Here is an 18,591-nt window from a genome sequence, read left to right as displayed (position 1 = left end):
CGAAGACAGGCTTCTCGAGTATCTCAAGCGCGTCACCGGAGACCTTCGTCAGGTCCGGGAGCGCCTTCGCGAGGTCGAGGAGAAGGACCAGGAACCCATCGCGATCGTCGGCATGGCGTGCCGGTATCCGGGCGGGGTGCGTTCGCCCGAGGACCTGTGGCAGTTGGTGGCCGCCGGTGGTGACGCGGTCGGCGGGTTCCCGGCGGACCGTGGCTGGGACGTGGAGGACATCTACGACCCGGACCCGGAGGCGACGGGGAAGACGTACGCGCGGCACGGTGGATTCCTGTACGACGCGGGGGAGTTCGACCCGGGGTTCTTCGGGATCAGCCCGCGTGAGGCCGTGGCGATGGATCCGCAGCAGCGCCTGTTGCTGGAGACCACGTGGGAGGCGTTCGAGCGCGCCGGTATCGACGCGGAGTCGGTGCGTGGCAGCCGTACCGGAGTCTTCGTCGGCTCCGGCTACCAGGACTACGTCAACCTCCTGGTCGGGGTGGGCGGCGAGTCCGACGGCCATCTCGGGACCGGCAACTCCGCCAGTGTGATGTCCGGTCGCATCGCCTACACCTTCGGCCTGGAGGGCCCGGCGGTCACCGTCGACACGGCGTGCTCGTCGTCGCTGGTGGCGCTGCACTGGGCGATCCAGGCGCTGCGGGGCGGCGAGTGCTCCATGGCGCTGGCCGGCGGCGTGCAGGTGATGACCACGCCCACCGCGTTCGTGGAGTTCAGCCGCCAGCGCGGGCTGGCCCCCGACGGACGGTGCAAGCCGTTCGCCGCCGGGGCCGACGGCACCGGCTGGGCCGAGGGCGTCGGCCTGCTCCTGGTGGAGCGGCTGTCCGACGCCCGCCGCAACGGGCACCAGGTGCTGGCCGTCGTCCGTGGCAGCGCCGTCAACCAGGACGGTGCGTCCAACGGTCTGACCGCGCCGAACGGCCCCGCGCAGCAGCGGGTGATCCGCCAGGCGCTGGCATCGTCCGGCCTGTCTCCCGCCCAGATCGACGTGGTCGAGGCGCACGGCACGGGCACGACGCTGGGCGATCCCATCGAGGCACAGGCACTGCTCGGCACGTACGGCCGGGAGCGGCCGGAGGACAGGCCGCTGTGGCTGGGCTCGCTCAAGTCCAACATCGGCCACGCGCAGGCGGCCGCGGGCGTCGGCGGCATCATCAAAATGGTCATGGCCATGCGCCACGGCGTGCTTCCGCAGACCTTGCACGTGGACGAGCCGACGCCGCACGTGGACTGGTCGGCGGGCGCGGTACGGCTGCTCACCGAGGCCGTCCAGTGGCCGGAGACCGATCACCCGCGCCGTGCTGCCGTGTCGTCCTTCGGCGTCAGCGGCACCAACGCCCACACCATCATCGAGCAGGCCCCGCCGGCCCAGGACGAGGAGCCCGCGGGGGTTCCCGCCGACGGCCCCCTGGCGTGGGTGCTCTCCGCCAGGAGCGACGCGGCGCTGCGGGCCCAGGCGGCCCGGCTGCTGCCCTTGGTACGGGGCGAGGTCCGGCCCCAGGACGTCGGACTGTCGCTGGCCACGACTCGCGCGGCCATGCGTAACCGGGCCGCGGTCGTGGGGAGGAACCGTGAGGAACTGCTCCTCGGGCTGGCGGACCTGGCCGCCGGGGCCCCTTCGGCCCGTGTGCTGCCGGGGCGCCCGGCCGGCGGCAGGACCGGCTTCCTCTTCTCCGGGCAGGGATCGCAGCGCATCGGTATGGGGCGCGAACTGTACGCGGCGTTCCCCGCCTTCGCCGCGGCCTACGACGAGGTGTGCGCGCACCTGGACGCCCCCGTCGACGTCGATGCCGAAACGCTTCACCGGACCGGGTGCACCCAGCCCGCCCTCTTCGCGGTCGAGGTGGCCTTGTTCCGGCTCCTCGAATCCTTGGGCGTCCGGCCCGACTTCGTCGCCGGCCACTCCGTGGGCGAGATCGCCGCCGCGCACGTGGCCGGTGCGTTGTCCCTCGACGACGCGGCGAAACTGGTGTCCGCGCGTGCCGCACTGATGCAGGCGCTGCCCGCTGGTGGTGCGATGGTCGCCGTGCAGGCCACCGAAGAGGAAGTCCTGCCCCACCTCACCGACGGGGTGAGCATCGCCGCGGTCAACGGCCCCTCGTCGGTTGTGGTTTCCGGTGTCGAGACGGCGGTCCTGGCGATTGCCGCGGGCTTCGCCGAGCAGGGCCGTAAGACGTCCCGGCTGAAAGTCAGTCACGCGTTCCACTCGCCGCTGATGGACCCGATGCTGGAGGAGTTCGCCGAGGTCGTCCGTGGCCTGGCCTTCGAGCAGCCGCAGCTCCCCGTCGTCTCCAACCTCACGGGTCAGCCTGTCGAGGCTTACACCCCCGAGTACTGGGTCCGGCACGTGCGCGAGACCGTCCGCTTCGCCGACAGCGTGCGGACCCTGCACGAGCTGGGTGTGAGCACGTTCGTGGAGATCGGTCCCGGCGGTGTGCTGAGCGGCATGGCGCAGGGCTGTGCGGACGACATCGTCACCGTTCCCGTACTCCGGGCCGACCGTCCCGAGCGGCAGGCCGTCGTGACCGCGCTCGCCGAACTGCACGTGCACGGCGCCTCCTTGGACTGGCAGGCCCTCTTCCCCGGCGCCCGGCGCGTTCCCCTGCCGACCTATGCCTTCCAGCACGAGCGGTACTGGGTCGACGCCCCGGAAACCGCTGCCGCCGCCCCGGCGGTGGATCCGGTGGACGCGGAGTTCTGGGAGACCGTCGAGCGCGAGGACCTGCGGTCCCTCGCCGAGACGCTCGACATCGGGGCAGGGGACGCGTTCAGCGACGTGCTGCCGAGGCTGTCGTCGTGGCGGCGGCAGCGCAAGGAGCAGTCCACCGTGGACGGCCGGCGCTACCGCGAGTCGTGGAAGCGCCTGGGCGAGCCCGCGTCGGCCGGCATCGGCGGCACCTGGCTGTTCGCCGTGCCGGAGGAGGAGAACGAGCAGACCGCCGCGGTCCGCACCGCGTTCACCGCCCGCGGCGCCACTCTGAAGACGCTGGCCGTCGGCGCGGCGAGTGACCGCGCCGGTCTGGCCGGGGAACTGGCCGGGATCGGACCGGTCGACGGCGTGCTGTCCCTGCTCGTCACCGGCGACCCCGTGCTGCCCACCCTGCTGCTCGTCCAGGCCCTGGGCGACGCGGGCGTCGACGCCCCGCTGTGGTGCCTCACCTCGGGCGCGGTGGCCGTGAGCGGCGCCGACGCCGTACGCGACGCCCGGCACGCCCAGGTCTGGGGCCTGGGCCGCACCGTCGCCCTGGAGCTGCCCCGGCGCTGGGGCGGCCTGATCGACCTGCCGGAGTCCGTCGACGACCAGGCCGCCGCACGCCTGGCCGACGTGCTGGGACAGGCGCTGACGGGCCGGTGGGAGGAGGACCAGCTCGCCGTCCGTTCCTCCGGCGTCTTCGCCCGGCGGCTCGCCCACGCACCGGCACGGGCGGCCACCCGCCGCTGGCAGCCCCGCGGCACCGTCCTCATCACCGGTGGTACGGGTGCGCTGGGCGGCCACGTCGCCCGCTGGCTGGCGCGCGGCGGCGCCGAACACCTCGTCCTCACCAGCCGTCGGGGCGCGGACGCCCCGGGCGCCGCCGCCCTGCGGGACGAGCTGGAAGCCCTCGGTGCCCGCGTCACGCTCGCCGCCTGCGACGTGGCCGACCGCGACGCCGTGGCGGCCCTGCTCGCCGAGCACGCCTTCACCGCCGTCGTGCACGCCGCGGGGGTCGCCGACGCCGGCACGGTGGACGCCACCTCCCCGGCCGTCTTCGCCGCCGCGCTCGCCGCCAAGGCCGGCGGCGCGGCGCACCTGGACGAACTGCTGGGCGACCAGGAGCTCGACGCCTTCGTCCTCTTCTCCTCCGTCTCCGGCGTCTGGGGCAGCGGCGGCCAGGCCGCCTACGCCGCAGGCAACGCCTTCCTGGACGGTCTCGCCCGGCGGCGCCGCGACCGCGGACTCACCGCGACCGCCGTCTCCTGGGGCCCCTGGGCCGACGGCGGCATGGTCGAGGACGGCGACGACGAGGAGCGGCTGCGCCGCCGCGGCCTTCGCGCGATGACCCCCGCATCGGCGATCACCGCCCTGCAGCACGCGCTCGACCGCGACGAGATCCTGGTGACCGTGGCCGACGTGGACTGGCCGCGCTTCATCGTGCCCTTCACCCTCGGCCGGCCCAGCCCGCTGCTCGGCGACCTCCCCGAGGTACGCGCGACCCTCACGGAGGACGCCCCCGAAGCGGGCCGCGGCTCCGGGGCGCTCGCCGAGAGCCTGGCCGGGCTGTCGCACGAGGACCGCGCACGGGCCCTCGTGGACCTCGTGCGCACGCACGCCGCCGCCGTCCTCGGCCACCGCGGAGCGGGCGCCGTCGAGACCGACCGGCCCTTCCGGGACCTCGGCTTCGACTCCCTGACCGCGGTGGAACTCCGCAACCGCGTCAACGAGGCCACCGGCCTCGCCCTGCCCACGACGCTGGTCTTCGACCACCCCACGGCCGCGGACCTCGCCGCCCACCTGCTCACCGAACTCACCGGCGGCCAGGACGCGAAGGCCACGGCCGCCACGGCCGCCGCGGTGCCGGACGAGCCGATCGCCATCATCGGCATGGCCTGCCGCTACCCCGGCGGCGTGCGCTCGCCCGAGGACCTGTGGGAGCTGGTCGCCTCCGGCCGCGACGCGATCTCCCGCTTCCCCGGCAACCGCGGCTGGGACGTCGAACGGCTCTACCACCCGGACCCCGATCACCCCGGCACCACGTACACCACCCAGGGCGGATTCCTGCACGACGCGGACGAGTTCGACCCCGCGGTCTTCGGAATCAGCCCGCGTGAGGCCGTCGCCATGGACCCGCAGCAGCGCCTGCTGCTGGAGACCACCTGGGAGGCCTTCGAGCGCGCCGGGATCGCCCCCCACGCGATGCGCTCCACCGCCACGGGCGTCTTCGTCGGCTCCGGCTACCAGGACTACACCGGCCGCCCGCTCAAGGTGCCCGACGGCGTCGAGGGCTACATTCCCAGCGGCAACGCGGCCAGCGTGATCTCCGGTCGGCTCTCCTACACCTTCGGCCTGCAGGGCCCGTCGGTCACCGTCGACACCGCCTGCTCGTCCTCGCTGACCGCCCTGCACCTCGCCGTGCAGGCGCTGCGGGGCGGCGAGTGCTCCATGGCACTGGCCGGCGGAGTGATGGTGATGGCCGGACCGTCCGCGTTCACGATGTCCAGCCGGCAGCGCGCGCTGTCCGCCGACGGCCGCTGCAAGGCGTTCTCCTCGTCCGCCGACGGCACCGGCTTCGCCGAGGGCGTGGGCCTGGTCCTGGTGGAGCGGCTGTCCGACGCCCGCCGCAACGGGCACGAGGTCCTCGCCGTCGTGCGGGGCAGCGCGGTCAACCAGGACGGCGCCTCCAACGGCCTGACCGCGCCCAGCGGCAAGGCCCAGCAGCAGGTCATCCGGCAGGCGCTGGCCAATGCCCGGCTCGCCGCGGACGAGGTGGACGCCGTGGAGGCCCATGGCACCGGGACCCGGCTCGGCGACCCGATCGAGGCACAGGCGCTGCTGGCCACGTACGGCGAGGAGCGTTCCGAGGACCGGCCGCTGTGGCTCGGTTCACTGAAGTCCAACATCGGCCACGCGCAGGCGGCCGCGGGCGTCGGCGGCGTCATCAAGATGGTGATGGCCATCCGCAGCGGCGTCCTGCCGCGGACGCTGCACGTCGACGAGCCGACCCCGGACGTCGACTGGTCCAGGGGGAACGTGCGCCTGCTCACCGAGCAGACCGCCTGGCCCGACCGGGACAGGCCACGGCGTGCGGCCGTCTCCTCGTTCGGGATGAGCGGCACCAACGTGCACACCATCATCGAGCAGGCCCCGCGGACCGCGCCCGCCACCGAGGGCGAACAGACCCCCGCAGCGCAGGACGCGACCGCCGCCCGGCCCCTGGACGTGCTCCCGTGGGCGCTGTCCGCGAAGACCGTCCGGTCCCTGCGCGAGCAGGCCCGCCGGCTCCTGAACCACCTCGACCGTGCCGAAGGGCTCTCGCTGCCCGACGTCGGCCGCGCCCTCGTCACCACGCGGACGCCGCTGGAGCAGCGGGCCGTGGTCGTCGGCCACGACCGGCACGAGCTGCGGGCCGGGCTCGCGGCGCTCGCCGACGGCCAACCCGCGGACACCGTGGTCCAGGGCACCGCCGCGGCCTCCGGCAAGGTCGCCTTCGTCTTCCCCGGCCACGGCTCGCAGTGGACCGAGATGGCCCGCGAACTGCTGGACACCGCACCGGTCTTCGCCGAGCGGGCGAAGGCCTGCGCCGAGGCGTTCGCCCCCTGGCTCGACTGGCCGCTGCTCGACGTCCTGCGCGCCGAGCCCGACGCGCCGGACGTGGCCGAGGTGGAGGTCGCCCAGCCCGCGCTGTTCACCGTCATGGTGTCGCTGGCCGCCCTGTGGCGCTCCTACGGTGTGACGCCTGCCGCCGTCGTCGGCCACTCGCAGGGCGAGGTCGCCGCCGCGTACGTCGCGGGCGCGCTGACCCTGGACGACGCGGCCCGGATCGTGGCCCTGCGCAGCCGCTCGCTGACCAAGCTCATCGGCAAGGGCGCCATGCTCGCGGTCGCCATGCCCGCCGACCGGGTGCGCGCGAGGCTGGAGAAGTACGGGGACCGGCTGTCGGTCGCCGCCGTGAACGGGCCCGCCGCCCTGACCGTCTCCGGAGAGCCCGACGCGGTCGACGAACTCCTGGCGGAACTCGAAGCCGAAGGCGTGCGCGTGCGCAGGGTCCGCGGCGCCACCGGCGCCGGGCACTCCGCCCAGGTCGAGAGCCTGCGCCCCGAACTGCTCGAGCTGCTCGCCCCGGTCGTGCCGCGCGCGGCGGACATCCCCTTCTACTCCACGGTGACCGGCACCGTGCTGGACACCACCACCCTGGACGCCGAGTACTGGTACCGCAACGCGCGGCACACGGTGGAGTTCGAGCGGACCGTACGGTCGCTGCTGACGGACGGGCACGGGGTGTTCGTCGAGTGCAGCGCGCACCCGCTGCTGGCCGGCTCGGTGCAGGAGATCGCGGAGGAGGCCGGTGCCGACGCCGTGACCGGCGCCTCGCTGCGCAGGGGCCAGGGCGGCATGGACCGCTTCCTGCGCTCCGTGTCCGAACTGCAGGTGAGCGGCGTGCACGTCGACTTGACGGTCCCCTTCGCCGGGCGTCCGGTACGGCGCGTGGACCTGCCGACGTACGCGTTCCAACGGCAGAGGTACTGGCTGGAGAGTGCCGACCCGGTGCCCGCGGGCGCCGATCCGGTCGAGGCCGGGTTCTGGGAACTGGTGGAGAACACGGACCTGTCCGGGCTCGCCGATGAACTCGGGGCGGATGACGCCGACCTCGTCGGCCCGGCGCTGCCGGTGCTGTCCGCGTGGCGCCGGCGCAGTCGCGAGAAGTCCACCGTGGACGGCTGGCGCTACCGAGTTTCCTTCCGGCGGCTGACCGACCACCCGGCCCCCGGCCTGGACGGCCTGTGGCTCGCCGTTTTCCCCGCCGGAATGGCGGACGAGCAGTGGGCGCCCTGCGTCGTCGGCGTGCTCGGCGCCCACGGCGCCAAGGTGCGGGTCGTCGAACTCCCCGTCGACTGCGACCGGTCGCAGGCCGCGAAACGGCTCACCGAGGAACTCGGCGGCGAACAGCCCGCCGGTGTCCTGTCGATGCTCGGCCTCGCCCCCGGCCGCCACCCGGCCCACCCCACGTTGTCCGCGAGCCTCGCCGCGACCGTCACCCTGGTGCAGGCGCTGGGCGACGCGGACGTCCAGGCACCGCTGTGGTGTGCGACCCGCGGAGCCGTGTCCACCGGAGCCACCGACCCGCTGCGCGACGCCGGCCAGGCACAGCTCTGGGGCCTGGGCGTCGTCGCCGCACTGGAACTGCCCCGGCGCTGGGGCGGTCTCGTCGACCTGCCCGAGAAGCTGGACGAGCACGCGCTGCGCCGCCTGGCCGGGGCGCTGGCCCGGCACGACGAGGATCAGCTCGCCGTACGGGCCGACGGCGTGTACGGCCGGCGCCTGGTCCGGGCGCGGCCCGCCGACGTGGAGTCCGCGACACCGTGGCAGCCGCGCGGCACCGTCCTGGTCACCGGCGGAACCGGTGGCGTGGGCCGGCACCTCGCCCGTTGGCTGGCCGGCGCGGGCGCGCAGCACCTGGTGCTCACCAGCAGGAGCGGGCCCGACGCCCCCGGCGCGCGGGAGCTGCACGCGGAGCTGACCGCCCTGGGCGCCGAAGTGACCATCGTCGCCTGCGACATCGCCGACCGTGACGCGGTCGCCCGGCTGCTCGCCGGCATCGAGTCCAGGCACCCGCTCACCGCGGTGCTGCACGCCGCCGGCACGGCACGGTCGTCCCCGCTGGCCGACGCCGGTCTCGACGAGTTCACCGAAGCCGCGGCCGCCAAGGTCACCGGCGCCATCCACCTCGACGAGTTGCTCGACGGCCGTGAGCTGGACGCGTTCGTCCTCTTCGCCTCCGGTGCCGGCGTCTGGGGCAGCGGCGGGCAGGCCTCCTACGCCGCCGCCAACGCCTTCCTCGACGCCCTGGCACTGCGGCGGCGGGCCCGCGGCCTGACCGCGACCTCGGTCGCCTGGGGCGGCTGGGCGGGCGGCGGCATGGTCGACGACGCGGTCCAGGAGCGCGGCGAGCGGCGGGGCCTGGGCCTCATGGCCCCCTACCTCGCGATCACCGCCCTGCGCCAGGCCGTCGAGCACGACGAGGCGGCCCTCACCGTCGCCCCGATCGACTGGGAGAAGTTCCTGCCCGCCTTCACCGTCGGACGGCCCAGCCCTCTGCTGGCCGACCTGCCCGACGTACAGCGGCTCCTGGAGGCCGAGCAGGCCGCCGGCGAGGAGACCGGCGCCGAAGCGGCGCTGGCGACCGAGCTCGCCGCACTCGCCCCGGCCGAGCAGGAGGAGCGGCTGCTGGAGCACATCCGCGCCCAGAGCGCCGTGGTCCTCGGCCACGCGTCGGCCGAGGACGTGCCGCCCACCGCGCACTTCCTGGAGCTCGGCTTCGACTCGCTCACCGCGATCGACCTGCGCCGGCGCCTGTCGGCGGCGACCGGTGTCCGCCTGCCCGCCGGACTGGCCTTCGACCATCCCACGCCCGCCAGGCTCGCCAGGCACCTGTTGACGCGGCTCCGGGGCGCCGGCCACGGCACGGCGGAGGAGCGGTCCGCCGACATGCTGGTGCAGCTCTACCGGCACGCGAGCGAGAACGGGACGGCCGCCGAGGCCATGGGGATGCTGATGGAGGCGGCCCGTTTCCGGCCCTCGTTCCAGCGGCCCGAGGAACTGGACCGGCGGCCCGCCCCGGTACGGCTGTCGCGAGGCGACCGTCCCCTCGCGCTGATGTGCTTGTCGCCGTACGTCGTACCGGCCGGGGCGCATCAGTACGCGCGGTTCGCCGCACCCTTCCGCGACCGGCTGGACGTGTGGGCGCTGGTCCACCCCGGCTACGAGAAGGGCGAGCCGGTCCCGTCCGATCCGGACGTCGTGCTCCGGCTGCACGCGCAGACCGTACGGGAGTGCGCTGGCGGAAAGCCGGTCGTCCTGCTCGGCTACTCCTCGGGTGGCTGGATCGCCCACGGCGTGGCGGCACACCTGGAGGCCATGGGCGAGCGGCCGGCGGCCGTGGTCATGGTCGACAGCTTCAGCCGCGAGGTCCCCTTCGACCACCAGGTGCTCAACGCGATGGCCCAGGCGCAGTCGCAGCGCCTGGACTTCATGAGGTCCGGCGGCGAACAGCTCACCGCGATGGGCCGCTACATGTGCCTGTTCGACGGCTGGGCCGCGCCGCGGATCGCCGCGCCGACCCTGCTCGTACGGGCGAGCGAGCCCATGCTGGCCGACGCCGCGGACGGCGACGGGCGCGCGGCACCGCCCGAGCACGTGGACACGATCGTCGAAGTGACCGGAAACCACTACTCGATGCTGGAGGACCACGCCGGCAGCACCGCGGCGGCGGTGGATTCCTGGCTGGCGGACGTCGTCACCGATCCGTCCGGCCCTGCCGCACCTCCGGACGCAACGACCGCATGACCGGCCCGCGACCACCGCGGGCACCCCGGACCCGGACAGAGCAGATGTGGGAGAGAAACCATGACGAAGACTCTCTACGAGATAGGCGAGACCCCGCCCCTCGGTGAGGTCCCGCGGCAGATGTACGCCTCGGTGATCCGCCAGAACCGCTTCGGAGAGCCGAAGCAGGCGTTCCGCACCGAGGTCGTCGACACCCCCCGGGTGGGCCGGGGCCAGGTGCTGGTCTACGTGATGGCCGCCGGCATCAACTACAACAATGTGTGGTCCTCGCTGGGCGAGCCGGTCGACGTCATCGGCATGCGACAGCGCCAGGGCCAGCCCGAGGACTTCCACATCGGGGGCTCGGAGGCCTCCGGCGTGGTGTGGGCCGTCGGCGAGGGCGTCCGCAGTGTCAAGGTGGGTGACCACGTGCTGCTCACCAGTGGCCAGTGGGACGAGGCCGCCGCGGACATCCGGCTGGGCACGGACCCTCTGGTCTCGGAGAGCATCAAGGCCTGGGGATACGAGACCAACTACGGTTCCTTCGCGCAGTTCTGCCGCGTCGACGAGTACCAGTGCCACCCCAAGCCCGCCCATCTGTCGTGGGAGGAGTCGGCGGCCTTCCTGCTCACCGGGCCCACCGCCTACCGGCAGCTGTTCGGCTGGCAGGGCAACACGGTCCGCCCCGGCGACCCCGTGCTGATCTGGGGCGGTGCGGGCGGCCTCGGCTCGATGGCCATCCAGCTCGTCAGGCTGGCCGGCGGCATCCCGATCGCCGTGGTCTCCAGCGAGGACCGCTCCGAGTACTGCCGCCGCCTCGGGGCGGCGGGCACCATCAACCGCCGTGACTTCGATCATTGGGGCCGGCTGCCCGATGCCGGGGACGCCGAGGCGTCGGCGCGGTTCCTGCGCGGCGCTCGCGGGGTCGGCAAGAAGGTCTGGGAGATCCTCGGTGAGCGCAGGTCCCCGCGGATCGTGCTGGAGCACAGCGGCCAGGACACCCTGCCGACCTCGATGTACCTGTGCGACAACGCCGGCATGGTGGTGATCTGCGGTGGCACCTCCGGCTACAACGGCGACGTCGACCTGCGCCACCTGTGGATGCGCTCCAAGCGCCTCCAGGGCTCGCACTACGCCGACACCCGCCAGTGCCGCGAGGTCATCAGCCTCGTCGGCGCCGGCATGCTCGACCCCTGTCTGTCCGTCTGCGAAGGCCTCCAGGACATCGGGCGCATGCACCAGATGATGCACGACAACGTGCACCCCTCCGGGAACATGGCCGTCCTCGTGAACGCGCCCCGGCGCGGCGAGATCGCGCTCGAACTCGCCGCCGCCTGACCGTCCCGCCGTACGAACCCCCTTTCCACAAGCGCAAGGAGAGTCATGCCCGAGCCCACCGTCGACGTGCCCGCCGTCCCCAAGGCCCGCAGCTGTCCGTTCCTGCCGCCGGACGGCATCGCCGACATCCGGGCGGCCGCCCCGGTGACCCGGGCCACCTTCACCAGCGGCCACGAGGCGTGGCTGGTGACCGGTTACGAGGAGGTGCGCGCCCTGCTGCGCGCCCCCTCGTTCAGCGTCCAGGTGCCCCACGCACTGCACACCCAGGACGGCGTCGTCACGCAGAAGCCCGGCCGCGGCAGCCTGCTGTGGCAGGACGAGCCGGAGCACACCTCGGACCGCAAGCTGCTCGCCAAGGAGTTCACCGTCCGGCGCATGCAGGCGCTCCGGCCGAACATCCAGCGCATCGTCGACGAGCACCTCGATGCCATCGAGGCGCAGGGCGGCCCGGTCGACCTGGTGAAGACCTTCGCCAACCCGGTGCCGTCCATGGTGATCTCCGACCTGTTCGGTGTCCCGGTCGAGCGCCGGGCGGAGTTCCAGGACATCGCCGAGGCGATGATGCGGGTCGACCAGGACGCCGCCGCCACCGAGGCCGCCGGCATGCGCCTGGGCGGGCTGCTCTACCAGCTCGTCCAAGAGCGCCGGGCCGACCCCGGGGACGACCTGATCTCGGCGCTGATCACCACAGAGGACCCTGATGGCGTCGTCGACGACATGTTCCTCATGAACGCGGCCGGCACCCTGCTGATAGCGGCCCATGACACCACCGCCTGCATGATCGGCCTCGGCGCGGCGCTGTTGCTCGACCGCCCCGACCAGCTGGCCCTGCTTCGCGAGGACCCGTCGCTGGTCGCCAACGCGGTCGAGGAGCTGCTGCGCTACCTCACCATCGGCCAGTTCGGCGGCGAACGCGTCGCCACCCGGGACGTCGAACTCGGTGGCGTGCGCATCGCCGAGGGCGAGCAGGTCGTCGCGCACGTCCTCGCCGCCGACTTCGACCCCGCCTTCGTGGAGGAGCCGGAGCGGTTCGACATCACCCGCCGCCCCGCCCCGCATCTGGCCTTCGGCTTCGGCGCACACCAGTGCATCGGCCAGCAACTCGCCCGGATCGAGCTGCAGATCGTCTTCGAGACCCTGCTCCGCCGTTTCCCGACCCTGCGCCTGGCCAAGCCCGTCGAGGAACTCCGCTTCCGCACCGACATGGTCTTCTACGGCGTGCACGAGCTGCCCGTCACCTGGTGACCTCCGCACCACGGCTCACTCCCAGGGGTGATCAGCGCCCGCGGACCGCGTGCGCTGATCACGCCTTCCGTCGCCGCCTCGCGCCGGGGGCGGCCAAGGCGGCCGTGCGCACCACTGGTTGCCCTGCTTCGGGTGCGTGACCGTCGGACCTGGAGAGCCCGCATGCCGGTCTTCGTGCCGCCGGGACTCTCCCGCCGCTGCCGCGGTCCTCGCGCCGGCCGTCCCCGAAGCCGCTTGCCGCACGCCACAGCGCGACGCAGCGGCGGTCGCGTCCCGGGCGGCCCGGCGCGCAGTCCCGTTCACCGAGGCGGCCGTCACCGAGCACGGAGCCGGTCACTTGCCCGACGAAGGGTCCGGGGCCGGACGGCCGGGTGCGGACAGGGCTGCGTACGGCCTTGCCGACGGACTGAAACCTGTTTCCCGTAGCCCATCACTCACCGATGAACGACCGCACTGCCGATTGTTCGAAAGGCACGACATGACCGACACCGAAATGCGCCTCACCAGGTCGCGGACTCCGTCCTTCCCTCAGGACCGGACCTGCCCGTACCAGCCGCCGAAGGCCTACGCGGAATGGCGGGGCGAGAGCCCGCTGACGCAGGTCACGCTGTTCGACGGCCGACCGGCGTGGCTGATCACCGGGCATGCCGAGGGACGGGCGCTGCTCGTCGATCCCCGGCTGTCCTCCGACTGGGGTCACCCGGCCTTCCCCGTCGTCGTCCGGCGCACCGAGGGCCGCGGCGGGCTCGCCTTCCCGCTGATCGGCGTCGACGACCCCCTGCACGCCCGTCAGCGGCGCATGTTGATCCCCAGCTTCGGCGTCAAGCGCATGAACGCCATCCGTCCCAGGCTTCAGAGCCTCGTCGACCGGCTTCTGGACGACATGCTGGCGAAGGGGCCGGTCGTGGACCTGGTGTCGGCCTTCGCCCTGCCGGTGCCCTCCATGGCGATCTGCGAGCTCCTCGGCGTCCCGTACGGCGACCATGACTTCTTCGAGGAGTGCTCCCGCGACTTCGTGGGCGCCGCGACGTCGGCGGAGGCCGACGCGGCCTTCGGTGAGCTCTACACGTATCTGCACGGCCTGGTCGGGAAGAAGCAGGCCGAGCCCGAGGACGGTCTGCTGGACGAGCTGATCGCACGCCAGTTGGAGGAGGGCGAGCTGGACCACGACGAGGTGGTCATGATCGCGCTGGTCCTGCTGGTGGCCGGCCACGAGACCACCGTCAACGCGATCGCCCTCGGTGCCCTCACGCTCATCCAGCACCCCGAGCAGACCGACGTGCTGCTGCGCGACCCCGGTGCGCTCCCGGGAGTGGTCGAGGAACTGCTGCGGTTCACCTCCGTCTCCGACTACTTGGTCCGGATGGCCAAGGAAGACATCGATGTCGGCGGCGAGACCGTCAGGGCCGGGGACGCGGTGCTGGTCTCCATCACACTGATGAACCGCGACGCGAAGGCGTACGAGAACCCCGGCGTCTTCGACGCCCGGCGCACCGCACGCCACCACGTCGGCTTCGGCCACGGCATCCATCAGTGCCTGGGGCAGAACCTCGCCCGCGCCGAACTCGAGATCGCCCTCGGCGCGCTCTTCGCCCGCATCCCGGGCCTGCGGCTGGCCGTACCCCTGGACGAGGTGCCCATCAAGGCCGGCCACGACGCCCAGGGCCCGATCGAGCTCCCGGTCACCTGGTGAGGGGCCGGGCGGAAGGAACGGAAGGAAGCGGGACCGGCCGCACCACGCGCATCACCGTCGACCGCGACCGGTGCATCGGCTCCGGCCAGTGCGTCATGACCGCACCCGGTGTCTTCACCCAGGACGACGACGCGCTGGTCGCCCTGGTCCCGGGACATGAGGACGCGGCGGCGGACCCGCGCGTGCGCGACGTCCCCATGGCCTGTCCGGTACAGGCGATCGCGATCCACGAGGACTGAGCTGCATCGGCCGTGAGGCCCGGGGTCCGCAACCGTGCGAGTGGTGGCTCTCCGGGAGCCGGGCGGTCAGGGCCACCGCTTGCTGAATCCCGCAGCGGCGCGTCACGGGGACATGGAACTGGATGAGTCGACCGGCGAGGCAGAGCATGGATCCATCACGCTCGTCGACCGGAGCCGGGCCCGTCCCGTCCCGGGCCCCGCCCCGTGAGCGCGTCGTCGGCACCGTGGCTCAGCAGTTCGTGGAGCAGCGGGGTCGCGGGCAGTGCCGGGTGGAGGTACACGCGCTCGCGGCGTTGTTCGACGGCGGCCAGCAGCTTCCGGAAGGTGGTCCTCGCCTCCTCGATCCGCCCGCCGTGATGTTGCGCCTGGCCCAACAGGCCCAGGTGGAGCGGGTGGCGTAAGTACGTCCTGGACTGGCCCAGTTCAGCCAGTGAGGTGTGGATGAGGGCGAGGCCGTCGTCGTGATGTCCTGTGTGCGCCAGGCCCCACCCATTGACGACGCCCAGCATTGCCTTCCAGTAGAGCAGTCCGTGTTCGCCCGCGACGCGGATGCCCTCGTCGCTCGAGGCGAGTGCGGTGAGGGTGTCACCCTCCCAAGCCGCCACGACCCCGTCCACGTACAGCGCGAAGGAGCGGTCGGACGGCCTGCTTTCGTACGCGGTGAGGCTCAACAGCTCACGTCGGCGCGCGCCGGCGGTCCGCCGGTGTCCAAGGAGCCAGTGGGTGAAGGTGTCGTAGGAGCGGCAGGAGACGCGTGGGTCGTGCTGGAAGGTTCGCGCCAGCGCGTGATTCTCGTTGGCGAAACGATCCGCTATGCCGACGCCGCGCTCCAGTTCGGCGAGTGCCTGCGGGAGCATCCCGCGCACATGCAGCACGATGCCTTCGCCGTACGCCGCACCGAGCGCCGCCACGGGCTCCCAGGTCTGCCGCGAGATCTTCCGCAGCAGGCCGGAGAACTGCCGCGAGGCGTCGTAGCGGCCGGTGACCATGTACGCCGTGCACAGCGCCCAGAGCACCGACGGGTCCTCGGGGGCGTGAGCGGCCGTGCTGAGGGCGTGACCGCGCGTCAGTGCCGTCTCGGCCTCGGGGTGGCCGTAGCCGCGAGTGGTGGCGAGGACCTGGCCGAGTTGGATGTGCAGGTCCTGTTCCAACCTCCCTGTGGCGGGATCGTCCTGCGGCAGGAAGCCGACCAGGTGCACGGCGCGGCGCAGCCAGATCTCCACCTGCTCGTACGCCATGGACTGCTCGGCGTGTTCCGCGGCGAGCAGCAGCCGAGGCAGCACCTCGGCGGCGGGCAGCGCACTCTTGGCGTGCCAGCTGTGATGCGCCACCCGCTCGATCTCCTCGTCCCCCACCTGCCCGCGCCTGCGCGTGCTCAGCGCGTCGGCGACCCTGGCGTGCAGACGGTGGCGGTCCTCACGGGGGAGCTCGTCGACGAGCGTCTCCTGGACCAGGGCGTGAGCGAAGTGCAGCCGCCCCGGATGGTGCGGGTCCTCCCCGAGCAGGCCGGCACGGATGGCCGACTCAAGACCCGCGACGACCGGTTCGTCGTGCGTGGCGGTCCGGTGCAACAGGTCGGTGTCCACCTCGGCGCCGATGACGGCGCACAGGTGAAGCACCCGCAGGACCGGCTCGGGCAGCGCGGCGAACCGCTGGTGCAGTGCCTCGCGTACTCCGGTGGGAATGTGAGCCAGGAGGGTGTCGGCCGCATCCGGGCGACGGAGCTTACGCGCGTCGTCCACGAGAGAGAGAAGCTGGATCACCGAGTACGGGTTGCCTTCGCTGCGCCGGTGCAGCACCTCGACGACCTTCGGGTCCACGCCAGGTCCTGCGTGTGCCTCGACGAGGGCACCGACGGCCTGCAGGGAAAGCCCGCCGAGCCGCAGCGTCTCGGTCCTGGGGCCGCGTAGCACCTCGGAGACCATCCGGCGCAGCGTCGCGTCCGACTCGGCCTCGAACGCCCGCGCCGTGAGCACGATGCTGATCGGATGGCCCTGGCAGCGGGTGCTCAGCAGCCTGAGCAGGTCGAGGGAGGCGGTGTCCGCCCACTGCAGATCTTCGAGGAGCAGGACGAGCGGGTGTCGCCCGGCGAGGGCGAGCAGCACCTCGCAGACCGCGTCATGGGCGAGGAAGCGGGCCTGGCACCAGTCGGAGGCCCATCCCGGGCCTCCGGTCCGGGCCGCCGACCGTTCGGGCATCAGTGGGGCGAGCAGGGCACCGAACGGTTCCGTCGCCTCGCGAAAGGCATCCGGCCGGGTCGCGGACAGCCGCCGCAGGATCTGCGTCCACAGCCAGTAGGCGGGCACCCCCTCGCCGGGGAAGCAGTGGCTCCAGAGCACCTCCAGCCTGGAGCCGTTCTCGTGCGCGTCCATGCTCTCCAGACGCGCCGCGAGTTCGAGCAGCAGGCGGGTCTTTCCGACTCCCGGGGGGCCGAGGACACCGGCCACATGGCCCTGGCCCACGACCGCGCTCGCGGCGGCGGTCGTCAGGCGGTCCAGCTCCTGGCCACGGCCGGTGAACGGCGAGGGGGCAGGCGCCCACCCCGACTCGAACTCCGGGGATTCCCCGGCTTCCCGGGCGGCAGCCGGCTCGTGTTCCGGTCCGGGTACGGGCCGCGACCGGGACGACCCGGTCCGCGTGGCGGCGGCATCCGCCCGCGGGCCCGGCGGCACATCGGTTCGCACCCTCGGGCGCGCGTCGGTCCCCGCGATCCCCTCGCCTTCGACGGCCGTGCCGGACTCGTCCGTCCCGTTGGCGCCGCCGGATGCCACCGCAGGGCCGTACCCCCGGACCGTGACGGCCGTCCCGCCGTTCCAGGAGGCCCCGAAGCTCTGCAAGCCCTCGGAGTCTTGCACTCCGACGTCACCGATCTCGTTCGTCACCGGCGGGACACACGACGCTCCGGTGGACTCGAGCGGTGCGGGAGACAGCTTCTTCGAGGGGGCGCTCGCTCCCGGCTCCTGGCGCAGGATCGCGCCTCTGACCCGGCGCAGTTCGGCCGCGGTGTCCACGCCGAACTCCTCGACCAGATGACTGCGCGTCCGCTCGTACACCTCGAGCGCCTCGGCCTGCCGCCCGAGCCGGGACAGTGCCGTCATGAGGTGGCCCACCAGCCGCTCCCGCGTGGGATGACGGCGCGCCTCCCCGTCCAGATCGGCGGCCACCTCCTCGGCCGCGCCGAGAGCCAGCCGTGCCTCGGCGCGGGACTCGACGGCGGTGAGCCGGATCTGTTCGAGTCGGGTGCACTCGTCGCTGAGCGGCGGATGGCCGTCGAACTCCGCGTACGGCGAGCCGCGCCACAGCCCCAGGGCCTCGGTGAGCCGTGCATGCGCGGCGCGCGGATCGCGCTGCTCCAGCAGCCGCCGTCCGTCGGTGACCAGACGCTCGAAGCGGCAGGCGTCGACCTGTTCGGGGTCGAGATCGAGGACATAGCCCGGTGTCCGATGACGCAGCACCGAAGTTTGGCCTGTTCCCGTCTTTGCGCGCAGGGACCGTCGCAGATGGGAGACGTGACTCTGGAGGGTGGCGACGGCGTGTCGGGGCGCCTGGTCACCCCACAGTTCCTCGACGAGCAGCTCGGTGGGCACCACACGGCCGAGACGTATGAGCAGCAGGGCGAGCAGGGTTCGCCGACGTGGCGGGCCGAGCGGCAGGTCATGCCCGTCGTGTCGCGCCGACATGGGCCCCAGAACGCTCAGGAGGAGCTCAGCCTGGCCGGTCGTCCCGGGTGACACGTCTGCGGGCGGAGAGAAAGGCATGAACGGTCCTCATCGTGCTTGCGGATATGGCTGACGGACGGTTCGAGCTGGCTGGTCTCACACCTTCTTCTGTGGATCCTGACATGGCGAACGACGCCCTCCAAGCCGGAGATCCGGCGATTGGCAAGAATGCGTCAGGTGTCCGGCAAGGATTTCGACAAGGGGGCCGGAAAACAACGGCGGGCGGCGGCAAGGTGCCGCCAGCGGCTCGACCAGAACCCTGCAAGGGCCGTGACGCACGATGTTCGCATCTGGAGTTACCGCTGGTCCCAGGGCCGATGACGC

Annotated in this window: 5 protein-coding genes and 1 pseudogene; 5 read left to right on the top strand and 1 reads right to left on the bottom strand. The window is 72.8% G+C overall.

Features of this window, described 5'->3' with window-relative positions:
* Positions 1-10: 10 nt before the first annotated feature.
* From ACFYW8_RS35755 to ACFYW8_RS35735, 5 genes and pseudogenes are all read left to right on the top strand, one after another.
* A pseudogene (locus ACFYW8_RS35755) lies at positions 11-10,054 on the top strand (type I polyketide synthase); the annotation flags it as partial.
* A gap of 60 nt (positions 10,055-10,114) precedes the next feature.
* A complete protein-coding gene (ccrA, locus tag ACFYW8_RS35750) occupies positions 10,115-11,371 on the top strand; it encodes a crotonyl-CoA carboxylase/reductase (protein ID WP_389088260.1) in 1,257 nt (418 codons plus the stop codon).
* A gap of 45 nt (positions 11,372-11,416) precedes the next feature.
* Positions 11,417-12,616, top strand: a complete 1,200-nt coding sequence (locus tag ACFYW8_RS35745) for a cytochrome P450 (RefSeq protein WP_389088255.1) — start codon at positions 11,417-11,419, stop codon at positions 12,614-12,616.
* A 478-nt stretch (positions 12,617-13,094) separates the two neighbouring features.
* The gene (locus tag ACFYW8_RS35740) at positions 13,095-14,309 is read left to right on the top strand and encodes a cytochrome P450 (RefSeq protein WP_389088250.1); all 1,215 of its coding nucleotides are present in this window, start codon (positions 13,095-13,097) and stop codon (positions 14,307-14,309) included.
* Positions 14,306-14,548, top strand: coding sequence for a ferredoxin (locus ACFYW8_RS35735; RefSeq protein WP_389088245.1), 243 nt, complete (start codon positions 14,306-14,308; stop codon positions 14,546-14,548). Before ACFYW8_RS35740 ends, ACFYW8_RS35735 begins: the two co-directional genes overlap by 4 nt.
* A gap of 155 nt (positions 14,549-14,703) precedes the next feature.
* Here ACFYW8_RS35735 and ACFYW8_RS35730 read toward each other — a convergent pair whose 3' ends face one another.
* Positions 14,704-18,228, bottom strand: coding sequence for a BTAD domain-containing putative transcriptional regulator (locus tag ACFYW8_RS35730; RefSeq protein WP_389088241.1), 3,525 nt, complete (start codon positions 18,226-18,228; stop codon positions 14,704-14,706).
* Positions 18,229-18,591 lie beyond the last annotated feature (363 nt).

Source organism: Streptomyces sp. NPDC002742, assembly GCF_042888885.1.
Classification (GTDB): domain Bacteria; phylum Actinomycetota; class Actinomycetes; order Streptomycetales; family Streptomycetaceae; genus Streptomyces.
The sequence above is the reverse complement of the archived record's forward strand: the minus strand, read 5'-3'. Positions and strand labels throughout refer to the sequence as shown.